This is a genomic window from Bacillus sp. DC4300-2b2 (assembly GCF_049895685.1).
GTDB classification, from domain to species: Bacteria; Bacillota; Bacilli; order Bacillales; family Bacillaceae; genus Bacillus; species Bacillus safensis.
The window spans coordinates 216,682-228,931 of the sequence record NZ_JAFCSW010000004.1 but is presented as its reverse complement, the minus strand read 5'-3'; the positions used below and the strand labels follow the sequence as shown (position 1 = coordinate 228,931).

Here is a 12,250-nt window from a genome sequence, read left to right as displayed (position 1 = left end):
GTCAGTCATTTGAGTTTAAATCAGCTTGTCAAAAGGGACGCTTTCATTTTAATTTTTATGATGGTTATTGTGCCGCTTGCAGGAGAGCTGAAGTTTTATCCTGTGAATGAGACGTTTCGCATCAGCTTTGGCGCACCTGCGTTTTTCTTTTGTTTATTACTCTTAAGAAAATCTAGACCGCTATTGCCTGGATTTTTAACAGGTGCAGCTATTGTGCTTTTTCGGGTAGGGTTAGATTTAATTCAGCAGAATGCTGATCTGGCTTCATCATTTTATCAGCAATTCCCAAGCTTCTTTTTCTATTTCACGTATGCTTTCCTGTTTTTTGCCGTCCGTACGGGTCGCTTTAAACAGCGCTCTATTTTCATTGGGATTATCGGTCTGATGATCGAATTAGTTGCTGATTTTGTCGAGCTGTTTGTACAATTTTTAGTGTTTGATACAACGATGACTTTATCAAAGCTGAGCGATATGTTCCTCATTGCATTTGCTCACAGCTTTGTGGTGATCAGTTTTTTTAATATGATGAAGCTGTATGAGGCACAATCAAGAGAGAAGCAGATCATGAAACAAAACGAGCATATGATGATGGTCATTTCGAATTTATATGAAGAAACGGTGCACTTAAAGAAAACGTTAAAACATACAGAGCATATTACGCAGGAATCATACCGGCTTTATCGTCTGCTGCATGAACACGAAGCAGGGAAAAAAGTGAGTCAGGAGCTGTTAAAGCTCGCAGGAGAAATTCATGAAGTGAAAAAGGACAATCAGCGTATTTATGCTGGGCTTTCAAAGCTGATTTCGAAGGAAAATATGCAAGATTACATGAAGGCGGAAGAGCTCGTTCAAATTGTAATCCGTATTCAAGAGAAGTATGCTTTATCTCTTGGGAAAAACATCACCTTTACATCTGATATAAGGGGCATTCATCTGCATGATTATCATGTGTTTATTTTCTTATCGCTGATTAATAATTTAATGGCCAATGCAGTCGAAGCTATAAAGGATACCGGGATGATCTCACTCGAATTGAAAGGAAGTCATGATAAAATAGAGATTCGGATTGAAGATGATGGACCGGGGATTCCTAAAAAAATGAGAGAAATTGTGTTTGATCCAGGCTATACCTCCAAATTTGATGCATTTGGAACTCCATCTACTGGGATTGGCTTATCCTATGTGAGAGAGCTGGTTCAAGAGCTTGGCGGCCATATTCAAATCGAACCAAAAGAAACAAAAGGTACAGCATTTCTGCTTGTCCTTCCTATACAAAATTTAATACAGAGAGGGTGAGTGTATGCGATTCTTCATTGCAGATGATGATCGTGCAATACGCTCGATTTTAGGTCAAATCATAGAGGATGAGGATTTGGGAGAGGTCGTAGATGAAGCGGGTGACGGAGTTGGATTAGAGGCCCATTCACTGAACCTCAAGAAAGTAGACATCCTTTTGATTGATCTTTTGATGCCTGCTAGAGACGGCATTCAAACCATTCGCCATATTCACCCTGAATTCAAAGGCAAGGTCATTATGATTTCCCAAGTAGAGGCAAAAGAGATGATGGCAGAAGCCTATGAACTAGGGATTGAATATTATATCCATAAGCCTGTCAATCGCATTGAAATCGTCAGTGTGATTCGAAAAGTCATGGAGCGTATCAAGCTGGAAAAATCGATTTACGATATACAAGCCTCTCTTCGCCACGTGCTGCCATTAGAGCCTGTGATTTCTCAAGGTGCTGGCGCTGGAGCGAAGAGAAGAACGATGAAAGAGGCTGGGGAATTCCTCTTATCTGAGCTGGGAATTGTCGGCGAGAACGGCTCTAAGGATTTACTGGAGATACTCATCTACTTACATGAAACTCAGTCAGCCAATTCTCATGAGGTCAATTTCCCGCCGCTAAAGCAGCTGTTTATCAAAACAGCAGAAAGAAAGCTGGATCATGGTGCAACCGATGTTGAAGTGATGCGGGAAGTGAAAGCGGCGGAGCAGCGGATTAGACGAGCTATTCATCATTCCTTGAATCATTTTGCCTCACTAGGATTAACAGATTTCTCAAATCCTAAGTTTGAGCACTACGCGTCGAAGTTTTTCGATTTTACCGATGTCAGCCAAAGAATGAAAGAAATGCAGAAGACATCTTCTCCCGCAGGATCGACGGGCAGAGTCAATACAAAGAAATTCGTTCAAATCTTTTATTTTGAAGCAAAGCAGCTATTCGAAGAAATGAGCTGAGGAAAATCTGTTGGTATGATTGGAGAAAATAAACAGAGAACGGTCTGCCTTTCCTATGATCTGTCTTGATCTTCAGGTGGTTTTATAATTTAACTGATCATTCTGATTTTTCTTTTTTCTTGAAAATAAAACCCTCCTGTGCAATCGTTTGTTAAAATAGTGAGGTTAGACTAGAATGTCGGAGGTTTTATTTTGGGAAAAATTAAACGAAATGCGCTCTGCCCATGCGGAAGCGGAAAAAAATATAAACATTGCTGTGGTCAAAAATCAGGTGGAGAACAAACGTCTGAGCTTGTGTTTAAGGAAGCTGTACAAGTTCAAAAGGATTTAATGAATTATGCTTTTTCTAAACATCAGAGAGCGATCAATCAATTCATTAATGAGTTTTCTTTCCTTGCAGATATGGATAAAGAAACGCAACAAATCTCAGTTTTCCATTTGAGTGTATGGGGCATCTTCTTCCGTCCATTAACTGATCAGAAAGAAACCATTTTCCAAGAATTCCTGACAAAGAAAGCAGAAGATATTACCCGTCCGAAAACAAGACAAGTGGTTCAATCTTGGACAGATATGGAGCCATCTTTGCTTTTATTAAATGAAAAAACGGACGAGTCTCTTTACTTTGAAAATATGGTAACAGCTGAGAAGGTTGAAGTAGATGTAAAACCGGATCAAACGGTACTGCCTGAAAAGGGAAGTCTCGTGCTTGGTTTTCCTGTTCAATTTGAAGAAAAAGCAGAGTTTTTCATTCAGTATACGATGTTTGCGAAAGAGTTCACAGATACTCTTCTTCTTCAGGTCCGCCAGCTTGTTGACGCATATGAAGCAAATGGAGAAGCGCGCAGCACATTTATGAGAGAATCATTCCCTGATGTGCTGAAGTGTATGTTTGCGAAGCAAGAAGTAGAAGAATCAGAAACACCTGCTCAAACAGAAGGCGATGCAGGCCTATCAGCAGATCGTATGGACTGGGCAAGTGACGTCCAGCTGGAAACAGCTAAGCTGATTGAAGACGGAATGAAGGAGCACGGTGACCAAAGCCTGACAGATGGTGCTTTAACGGTTTGGAAAGCCTACTGTGATCAGAAATCACCTGTGATCCGTAAAGCAGCGTCATTTGCAGCGGGAATCGAATACTATATTCATTCACTTGCAAGCGATGCTCCGCTTTCTCAAGCACAAGTAGCGAAGAAGTATGGCATTAGTGCGTCGACTGTATCGAGCCGTTTTAAAGATATCGAAAAAGCGGTGAAAGAAGAGCAAGAGGCGACAGTATAATCTAAAAAAGACGCGGCACCTTCAGAGGCCAGCGTCTTTTTTAGATTATCTCGTTTTAATAAAACCACTCATGTACTGCTCTGTATTATAATCGTTGAGGTCGATTTTCCATTGACCATCTCCATTACGTTTCATTTTCACTTCATATTCAGCTGGGCTGGAGACGGGAGGGAGCTTTTCGAATTCAGATGCGTACATGTTTAAGCTTTTTTTATACAATTCTTCTTTAGAACGGATTTTCCCGTTGTAAAACTCGTCTCTTTTCTTGTCTAGCTTGTCTTTTAAGTTAGAAGCATCAATGCCTGTTACTTGAGCGACAACCTTTGCTTCGTCATCAGAGATGGTTTTCACACTTGTTTCTACTTTGGCTTTATCCTTCATAGTGTTTTGAATGCGTTTGTACATCGACAGAATATCACGGTCACTCACTTCATTACCGTATATTCCTGCACTTCTTTTGAAGTCTTTAACAAACATTTCATGGTATTTATTGACGACATCCGATTGATTGTCACCCGTTAAATCTGCGAATTGATCGTTCTTTTTGTCAAAAACAATAATATCAGTATAAGCGGATAACGCTTTTGCTGGGTTATCCAGCTTTTTTGCTGTATCGAGTATTTTGTTTCCATCTAGATCGATTTGGATGGAATCACTGTTTTTCTTGATGCTGTCCTGATACACGAACTGATATTTTTTCCCTTTGTCTACTAGGAAATAAAGAGCTCCTGAAAGTGACTTGCCTTTGTTCAATGAACCAAGGTCAAGACGGTCTTTACTGCCGTAGAATTTTAAATCAGATACTTTGGCATCGTCCTGATAAAGGGAGAAGTCAGAGTTATATAATGAAAGGGCTTTGTCACCTTTGTTTGTGATCGTCAGGTTGACTTTTAGGACCAATTCATTGTCTCTCAGGGTAGTTGTTGAGTCTTCTGGTAACGTATATTCGTAGCTATTGACTTTTACCTCTGCTGTTTTCGTTGACTTTTGGTCAGCGTCTGTTGATTTGGCTGAGCTCTGGCAGGCTGCAGAGATGATCATCACGAATGAAATCATGAGGAAGGCACTTATTTTTTTAAGATTCACAGTTGATGCTCCTTTGCTTTTCTTTCGTCATTTCATTCCCGCTATCTGACTATGAAAAAAGAAACAGATAGAATGGTATAATCGGGTGTTAAAGGGGAAAATATCCTAATGACGATTTGCACTATTCATTCTATCGAAATTCATTCATGATGAGGAATAGGTTTTAGTCCCTATTTTTAATAATTTTTAACACAATTACCTATAAAATAAGGAATTAAATAAGCATAATATACTGGTTAATAAGTATTGATTTATAGATTTATTTTAGGTTTTAAATGTTTTTTGTATAAAAATCTTGAAATGAAGGTAGTTTTCATTTGACGAGGCGGTGTCGGATGGCGAAGACGACAGCCTGTGTGCGGTCTTGTGCATTGAGCTTTTGTAATATACGGTGCACATGCGTTTTTACTGTACTTTTGCTGATAAATAATTGATCAGCGATGTCTTCATTCTTTAAACCATAGGCCATTTGCTGTAAAACATCGCGTTCACGTTCTGTAAATGATTCGTGAAGCAGATGAGTGTGATGTGTATCATTTGCCTGCTGAAGAGCTCGTGCCATCATGTGCTCAGAGGCTGCTGTTCGAAAGACAGATTCACCAGCAAAGGCGGTGCGGATGGCCTCAATTAATTCCTCAGGCATTGTATCCTTCAGCAAATAACCGACTGCCCCTGCACGAATCCCGTCAAAGACGTATTCTTCCGTATCAAAGGTCGTGAGAATCACAACTTTTACATCTTGATGCTTTTTTAAAATGTGCTCTGTTGCCGTGATGCCATCCATTCCAGGCATTTGTACATCCATGAGCAGTACGTCTGGTTTGTTGATCAAGCAAAGCTCAACCGCCTCCTGACCGTCTGACGCCTCCCATATGACGTCAATATCCTCTTGAGCGCTTGCAATATAACGAAATCCTTGGCGGATCAGCGGCTGATCATCAATAATGCCAATCTTTATAGGGGGTGTCATGTCTCAGAGTCCTCCTTGATAGGAATTTGAAGATGGATACAAAAGCCGTGCGGCTCGCGTATGGACGTCTTGAGGGAACCGCCTGCAGCGTCACACCGTGCCTTCATGCCTGACAGCCCAAATCCAAATGAAATATCTTTTTCGCTGGTCAAATATCCATCGTCTTCAATGTTCATCATCAGCTCATGCTGGTGGTTATATAGTGTAATGGTCATCGCGGTCGCCTTGGCATGGCATTGGTAATGGCTTCTTGTAAAATGCGGTAAAGCAGTTCAGATACGGAGAGCGGCCATTTTTTATACGTAAGCTGCTCTGTATGAAAGTGAATATCTATCTCTCCCGATATCTCTCCTTGCTTGATAAGACTACGAAGCCCTGCAAGTCCGAGACCTGCATCATCTGACGCCATATGATGAACCACAGAACGAACTTCGGTGAGACAATTTTTAGAAATATTGATCAGCTCCTGAAACGTCTGCGCCATCTGCTCTGGTTCTTCCTGTTTTAAACGGTAGGGCAAAGACTGCAGCTGGACAATCATCGAGGTTAATTGGTGACCGATGCTGTCATGCAGGTCACGTGCAATTCTGCTTCGCTCCTCCAGTACTGCAAATTGGAGTGACTGAACGGTCGCTTCTTCAAGTTCCATATGTGCCTTTTTCAATTGTTCATGGGCTTCTGATAATTCCTTGTGAACCAATTGCAGTTCCCCGAAGTGTTCTTCCTTTAATTCCTGTTCACGCCGCCGCATTCTAGAAATCAAAACAAGTGTATACACAAGCAGCTGGAATAGTGGGAGAGTGATCACCATGTTCCAAGAAAAATCGTTTACATAATAGCTGATCCCACTAGTGAAAAAGATGATAGCAAATAGATAGGGGTGATGCGCCTCTGAAAAACGAAAAGCGATAAAGCCAATCATAAAAAAGGTCAGGCCGATACTGTCTTGAATCTGACCTGTCACCAACCACAAGAGATGTGTCAGAATCCACATCAAGAGGAGCATAGAAAATTGCTTTTTAGGTGACAGCTTGCTTTTTGGAAAAAGACAAAGGAGAAACACCAAATAGACGAAGGTGCGAAACACCAATCCGCCTATTGAAAGGGGCTCATACATTTGAATATACATATAGGTCAATACAAGGCCTAATACGAATTTTCGCCTTATTTGACCTAAAAGCTTGAGTGGCTGCTGAAGGTTCATATCAAAAACTCCTGTCTGTCAGTTAAATAGCAGCAGATGCCTTGATGTTCATATATCTTTTTAAAAGAATAAAACGTAATCCGATCATACTGCCAATTGGAAGGAATGTCAGGCCATTTGCGAAAATGATCAGGGAATGACCGCCATCCTGTACAACTGAACCTACTGTCATCCGGATAAGAATGATTCCGATGAAAAAAAGTGTTCCATAGAGTGAGCTGGCGGCGGTGATACGTCCCGACTGTTGATCATATGTTACTTTGTATAGTTTACCTCTCCAAAGCCCGATTGCAAAACCTGCGAATGCAAAGCCGGTCATCACAAGCAGGCTCATCACCGTGATTTCAATATGCTGGGTAAAGGAATAAGAGAGAGTGCCTAATAAAATGAGCGGCCCTATGAGAAGCCTGATGGGGCGGATTTCTTTTTCCTTGCCTGTTCTTAAAAGCAGAATAATCATAATGATGACAAATTGAATGGTCATGACAAGATCTCCTTTTCGTTTTAGTCTATCTTCATCATACGCATCTTCTATTTTCGCGGCGTCCACCCGTAGGTTGATTTTCAGAAAGCGGGATACTTGAATGTTGGAATTGATTCATGGGAAAATAAGGATGATTACGTAGATAAGGGAGATGAGCTTTTGAAAAAGGTAACGCTTGGACGAACTGATTTGCAGGTAAATCCAATAGGGCTTGGTACGAATGCAGTAGGTGGACATAATTTATTCCCGAATCTTAGTGAGGATGCTGGACGGGAGCTTGTGGAGACGGCTCTTGATCAAGGTGTCAATTTCCTAGATTCTGCTTTTATTTATGGGCTGGGCCGTTCAGAGGAATTAATCGGTGAGATCATTGCCAAAAGAGGCGGCAGAGAAAAGCTTGTCCTTGCGACAAAAGGAGCTCATAAGGAAGTAAACGGGCAAATTGAACTTGATAACAGCCGTGATTTCTTAAGAGAGCAGGTCGAAAATAGCCTGAAACGACTGCAAACAGATTATATTGACTTGTACTATATGCATTTCCCGGATGGGCGCACGCCACTCGAGGAAGTAGCAGGCACATTAAAGGAATTGAAGGACGAAGGGAAAATCAAGGCGATCGGTGCATCCAACCTTGATTTTGAACAGCTTCAAGCTTTTAACCGAGATGGCTACTTAGACGTGCTTCAGTCGGAGTATTCTCTGCTGAAACGTCAGGCGGAGCAGGATCTTCTTCCATACTGCGTCGAGCATGGTATCTCCTTTATTCCTTATTTCCCATTGGCATCAGGCTTGTTGACCGGGAAATTTACAAAGGATGCGACATTTGATGATATTCGAGCAAAGGATCCGCTTTTCCAAGGCGATGCATTCCTTTCAAATCTCGAAAAAGTAGACAAGCTGAAGGACATTGCTCAATCAAAGAATGCAGAAACAGCACACGTCGCACTCGCTTGGCTCTTAGCGCAGGATGGCATTGATGCTATTATTCCAGGGGCAAAAAGAGCAGACCAAGTGCTGCAAAACCTAAAAACAAACGATGTTCAATTAACAGAAGAGGAAATCAATCAAATCGACAAGATATTCTCTTAACACTAAAAAAAGGTGCAGCTATGCACCTTTTTTTTATGACATTGTGAGAGGGATTTTGATGACGAGCCGTAAATTTGGAGAACGGTAAGTAAAATCCAGTGTACCGTCTGCCTTTTCAACAAGCTGATGAATGATATACGTCCCCATGCCTTGATGATCGCCGCCTTTTGTCGAGCGGCCAAAAGTTTTGAACAAATGATCTAACACGTGTTTTTCCATACCTTTTGTGCTGTTCTCACAATGGATTAAAAATAGCCCGCTCCGAATAGAGGTCGTGACCGAAATGCTGCCCTCTTTTCCGGCTTGCTTCGCTTCAATCGCTGCATCTAGGGCATTATCAAGCAGGTTGCCAGTAAAACTAACCTGATCCGCCTTTGAAAAGGGAAGCGATGAAAAGGGAGCTTGAAGGTCTAGTGAAAGTGCAATGTTCTCTTTCTCAGCCCGCTCCAAAAAGGGGTGAAGGGTAGAGGCTAAATAGGCATTTTCCCCTTTCATCCATGGGAAATGTTTGACGTATTGCTGAATCAAATCTTTGATCTCATGCTCGTCGTTCGACGCCGAAAAGGCATTTAAATGTCTGGCTGTTTCATGATGTTTACTGCGCAGCTCAAGAAGTAATTCGTTGGTTCTAGATTCTGCGTTTATAAGCTCTTGAAGCCGTCCATTTAACTGTTTCTCTGTCTGCATCACCTTCAATGAGAGGATATCGACTGTCACCATCATGATGAGCGCCAAAAGACAGCTCAGCCCATTCTCTTGCGTTAGAAAGAGCAAAAAGCCTGCACAGGTGATGAGTATAAAAGCACTTAATATCACATAACCACTCGTATGAGGCAAAAATCTTTTGTACATGAAGAATGTATAAACACACATCGTGCAAAAGGTAAGAATCCACAACACAATTGATGATAGCGGCAGAAAGGCTTCAGCAGCTGCATGAAACGCAAGACCTAGCCATATGAGGGCATAAATGCGAAATCCAAGATAGAAAGCGTTCACGTTCGTTCTCCTTAAAAATAGTATTTCTTAAAGAATTCTAATTGCTGCTTGGTCATCATGGCTTTTTTATCTGTCCCTTCAAAAGACACGATAAACGAATTTTTAGCATACGCCGAGAAATTCTTAATGTAATGAATATTGATAATAAACGATCGATGGGAGCGGATAAAATCCTTTTCAGCCAAATCACCCTTTAACTCGTTTAAAGTTTGATATGTCTGGATTTCTCCTGTCGTTGTCACGATAGTTGTTGACCGGCCCGTTCGCTCAACAAAAATGACATCCTTTTTCTGCAGCACATGAATATCCGACTGCTGCTTAATGAGAAGCCGGCCATGAATGCTTTTCTCCTGCTTGGTGGACATATAGCGCTCTAAGCATTTGGCAATTCGATCAGCTTGGTAGGGCTTCATAATATAATCATGTACATTCAAATCAAACGCATGGACTGCATAACCACTGTTTCCTGTCACAAAGACCACATCGACATTCAGTGCGTGAGAGTGAATGAGGTCCGCTAATTCATAGCCGGACATTCCGGGCATTTCAATGTCAGCGAACAACAGATCAATGTCTCCTTGTTTGACCTTCTCATATGCATCCTCTGCTGACTGCGTGACAAAGACAATGTCCACAGCCTCCATTCTGCCCACAATGGCGTGCAGCTTTTCTAAATCTACTCGGTAATCATCGACGAGACCTACTTTTATCATAAAAATCACCTATGACTCTTCTTATTATTTGTCTATTTTACCATTTGTTTTTTTGAAATAGATCATTTCAAGACAGAAAAAGGACGTTTCGCGACATTTTTATATCAGGCAGGCATTATTTTTTCTATCATAGACTTAGAAAGTAAAGTTGAAAGGGGCGAACCAAATGATTACTCTCAGCGATTGCAGCTGCTGGTTTAAAGATAAGAAAAAAGTCGTGAAAGCGATGAAACACATGACGTTCTCCGTGAAGGAAGGGGAAGTCGTTGGCATCCTAGGAGAAAATGGTGCAGGAAAAACGACATTATTGCGCGCCGTAGCCACATTATTAGAGCCTACGCACGGGTCAGTCACTGTCGCAGGCTTTGATACGGTGAAAGAATCAACGGAAGTGAAAAAGCGAATTGGTGTCTTGTTTGGCGGTGAGACGGGGCTTTACGATCGTTTGACGGCACGAGAAAACCTTGAATACTTTGGCAAATTGTATGGCTTAGATCAGCATGAAATCAAAGCAAGAATAGAGGATTTGGCAAAGCGTTTTGGAATGAGACAATATATGGATCGCAAGGTGAAAGGATTCTCAAGAGGGATGAAACAAAAGGTGGCGATTGCCAGAACGTTAATTCATGATCCTGACATTATCTTATTTGATGAGCCGACAACAGGCTTAGATATCACGTCGAGTAATATTTTCAGAGATTTTATCCATCAGCTCAAGCAGCAAAATAAAACGATCCTCTTTTCAAGCCACATCATGGAAGAAGTCAGCCAGCTTTGTGACAGTGTCATGATGATTCATCAAGGAGAGCTTGTGTACAAAGGGACACTTTCAGAATTATATACTCAGGAACAAAGTGATGACTTGAACTATATCTTTATGTCGAAGCTCGCTAGGGGGATTTCATAATGTGGAAAACCGTCTTTTTGAAAGAAATGACAGATGCGCTGAGAGATCGAAAAACGTTGCTCTTAACCGTGCTGATTCCTCTTTTGACCATGCTTGGACTGGTGTTCTTTTATGAAAGCATGATTGCAGATCCAGGGGATGAAGCCTATACAGTCGCCATCAATGAACAGCTTCCAGCTGAAATGAACCAAATGATCAAAGAGGTCAAAAACCTAAACCTTGAAACATTTGATGATCCGCAGCAAGCGGTCAAAGATGGAGAGGCAAATGCTTACCTTGAAATGCCGAAAGAGGCAGGCGATATGCTCAAACAACAAAAGCCATTCGCTATTAAAATCCATGGATATACGACAGATGATGATTCGGTCATCACTGTTCAAATGCTGCAATCATTGCTGGAGCAATATCAAAACCAAGTGGTCGAAAAGCGTTTAGCAGCGGATCAAATCGATACGTCCGTTATTCATCCGTTTGAGGTGCAGTCCGTTGATGTAGAAGAAGGGGATGAAGGGGAAAACGGAGTGACCGCTATGCTGTTGTCGATTCTCCTTCCGATGATTTTGGTGACCTCCGTCATCTCAGGAGCCTTGCCGGCTGCGCTTGATATTGTAGCAGGTGAAAAAGACCGGAAATCCATTGAAGCGTTGTTCCTGACACCTGCCAGCAGACTCCAGATTCTCATCGGAAAATGGCTCGCTGTCTCTATGTTTGGTATTTTAAGTGGGATTGTGGCGATAGGCATGTTGCTTCTATCTACTTTGCTCTTTACAGAAAAGCTGAAGCAGGCTCTAAACTTTGGTGATCAAATGTGGAGCATTATCGGCGTCATGTTTGCGGCGCTTATCATCTTCTCCTTCATGGTATCCATGATTGAATTGCTGCTCAGCGTCATTTCGGGCTCAGTCAAAGAAGCACAGTCGTACATGTCCATGATCATTACACTAGGTGTGATCCCAATGTTCTTTACCATGAGAGCAGGTGCTACGCAGCTAGATACGTATTACTTTGCGGTCCCATTCCTTAATATTCATGCGCTTTGTAAGCAACTGATGTTTGGTATCATCGATCCGGTGGCTGTCACTCTGACACTCGGCTCCTCAGCTCTCGCAGTTGTCATCTTGTTTATTATCGTGAGAAGCTTGTTTATGAAAGAAAAATGGATGCTTGCGAAATAAAGAGAGGAAAACTTGTAGATTTTTTCTACAAGTTTTTCTATATTCGGAGATTCATATAAAAAAGGCTCGGGATAGAATTGTTATGGCATAATGGAAGAGGAAATGA

13 protein-coding genes are annotated in these 12,250 nt (G+C 41.6%); 6 read left to right on the top strand and 7 right to left on the bottom strand.

The genetic code is table 11. The annotated features are described in order from the left end of the window. The first annotated feature begins 9 nt into the window (after positions 1-9). The 3 genes from ACP69X_RS15020 (at position 10) to ACP69X_RS15010 (ending at position 3,517) form a co-directional block, all read left to right on the top strand. Positions 10-1,296 (top strand): ATP-binding protein, encoded by a 1,287-nt coding sequence (locus ACP69X_RS15020; protein ID WP_041088892.1) that lies wholly within the window; start codon positions 10-12, stop codon positions 1,294-1,296. A 4-nt stretch (positions 1,297-1,300) separates the two neighbouring features. Beyond that, entirely contained in the window at positions 1,301-2,239 is a 939-nt protein-coding gene (locus ACP69X_RS15015; protein ID WP_041088894.1) for a response regulator, read from the top strand. Positions 2,240-2,431: 192 nt separating this feature from the next. Continuing rightward, positions 2,432-3,517, top strand: a complete 1,086-nt coding sequence (locus tag ACP69X_RS15010; RefSeq protein WP_041088896.1) for an SEC-C metal-binding domain-containing protein — start codon at positions 2,432-2,434, stop codon at positions 3,515-3,517. A 45-nt stretch (positions 3,518-3,562) separates the two neighbouring features. On the opposite strand, the gene ACP69X_RS15005 is transcribed toward ACP69X_RS15010, so the two are convergent. The 5 genes from ACP69X_RS15005 to ACP69X_RS14985 all read right to left on the bottom strand — a co-directional run bounded on the left by ACP69X_RS15005 (position 3,563) and on the right by ACP69X_RS14985 (position 7,261). Then, positions 3,563-4,603, bottom strand: a complete 1,041-nt coding sequence (locus ACP69X_RS15005; RefSeq protein ID WP_338527809.1) for a DUF4352 domain-containing protein — start codon at positions 4,601-4,603, stop codon at positions 3,563-3,565. 313 nt (positions 4,604-4,916) lie between these two features. Further along, on the bottom strand, positions 4,917-5,573 hold the full coding sequence (locus tag ACP69X_RS15000) for a response regulator (protein WP_041088901.1): 657 nt from the start codon (positions 5,571-5,573) through the stop codon (positions 4,917-4,919). Then, the gene (locus ACP69X_RS14995) at positions 5,570-5,788 is read right to left on the bottom strand and encodes a hypothetical protein (RefSeq protein ID WP_426052812.1); all 219 of its coding nucleotides are present in this window, start codon (positions 5,786-5,788) and stop codon (positions 5,570-5,572) included. The genes ACP69X_RS15000 and ACP69X_RS14995 overlap by 4 nt, the downstream gene beginning before the upstream one ends. Next, on the bottom strand, positions 5,785-6,777 hold the full coding sequence (locus tag ACP69X_RS14990; RefSeq protein WP_426052811.1) for a sensor histidine kinase: 993 nt from the start codon (positions 6,775-6,777) through the stop codon (positions 5,785-5,787). Before ACP69X_RS14990 ends, ACP69X_RS14995 begins: the two co-directional genes overlap by 4 nt. A gap of 22 nt (positions 6,778-6,799) precedes the next feature. Continuing rightward, entirely contained in the window at positions 6,800-7,261 is a 462-nt protein-coding gene (locus tag ACP69X_RS14985; protein WP_241768941.1) for a DUF1453 domain-containing protein, read from the bottom strand. 159 nt (positions 7,262-7,420) lie between these two features. Here ACP69X_RS14985 and ACP69X_RS14980 point away from each other — a divergent pair, with 159 nt between their 5' ends. Next, on the top strand, positions 7,421-8,350 hold the full coding sequence (locus tag ACP69X_RS14980; RefSeq protein ID WP_073978691.1) for an aldo/keto reductase: 930 nt from the start codon (positions 7,421-7,423) through the stop codon (positions 8,348-8,350). A 33-nt stretch (positions 8,351-8,383) separates the two neighbouring features. On the opposite strand, the gene ACP69X_RS14975 is transcribed toward ACP69X_RS14980, so the two are convergent. Both ACP69X_RS14975 and ACP69X_RS14970 read right to left on the bottom strand, forming a co-directional pair. After that, positions 8,384-9,349, bottom strand: coding sequence for a sensor histidine kinase (locus tag ACP69X_RS14975; protein WP_073978650.1), 966 nt, complete (start codon positions 9,347-9,349; stop codon positions 8,384-8,386). Positions 9,350-9,360: 11 nt separating this feature from the next. Continuing rightward, the gene (locus ACP69X_RS14970) at positions 9,361-10,062 is read right to left on the bottom strand and encodes a LytR/AlgR family response regulator transcription factor (RefSeq protein WP_039176235.1); all 702 of its coding nucleotides are present in this window, start codon (positions 10,060-10,062) and stop codon (positions 9,361-9,363) included. Between the two features lie 166 nt (positions 10,063-10,228). Here ACP69X_RS14970 and ACP69X_RS14965 point away from each other — a divergent pair, with 166 nt between their 5' ends. Beyond that, positions 10,229-10,969, top strand: a complete 741-nt coding sequence (locus ACP69X_RS14965) for an ATP-binding cassette domain-containing protein (RefSeq protein WP_039176238.1) — start codon at positions 10,229-10,231, stop codon at positions 10,967-10,969. Beyond that, positions 10,969-12,144, top strand: a complete 1,176-nt coding sequence (locus tag ACP69X_RS14960) for an ABC transporter permease (protein ID WP_041088911.1) — start codon at positions 10,969-10,971, stop codon at positions 12,142-12,144. The genes ACP69X_RS14965 and ACP69X_RS14960 overlap by 1 nt, the downstream gene beginning before the upstream one ends. Positions 12,145-12,250: the final 106 nt, after the last annotated feature.

What these genes read in the sequence shown, in the direction of transcription:
- ACP69X_RS14985 (WP_241768941.1), bottom strand. Translation starts at nt 7,261, where the DNA reads ATGACCATTCAATTTGTCATCATTATGATTATTCTGCTTTTAAGAACA.
- ACP69X_RS14995 (WP_426052812.1), bottom strand. Translation starts at nt 5,788, where the DNA reads ATGACCATTACACTATATAACCACCAGCATGAGCTGATGATGAACATT.
- ACP69X_RS14990 (WP_426052811.1), bottom strand. Translation starts at nt 6,777, where the DNA reads ATGAACCTTCAGCAGCCACTCAAGCTTTTAGGTCAAATAAGGCGAAAA.
- ACP69X_RS14960 (WP_041088911.1), top strand. Translation starts at nt 10,969, where the DNA reads ATGTGGAAAACCGTCTTTTTGAAAGAAATGACAGATGCGCTGAGAGAT.
- ACP69X_RS15000 (WP_041088901.1), bottom strand. Translation starts at nt 5,573, where the DNA reads ATGACACCCCCTATAAAGATTGGCATTATTGATGATCAGCCGCTGATC.
- ACP69X_RS14965 (WP_039176238.1), top strand. Translation starts at nt 10,229, where the DNA reads ATGATTACTCTCAGCGATTGCAGCTGCTGGTTTAAAGATAAGAAAAAA.
- ACP69X_RS15015 (WP_041088894.1), top strand. Translation starts at nt 1,301, where the DNA reads ATGCGATTCTTCATTGCAGATGATGATCGTGCAATACGCTCGATTTTA.
- ACP69X_RS14970 (WP_039176235.1), bottom strand. Translation starts at nt 10,062, where the DNA reads ATGATAAAAGTAGGTCTCGTCGATGATTACCGAGTAGATTTAGAAAAG.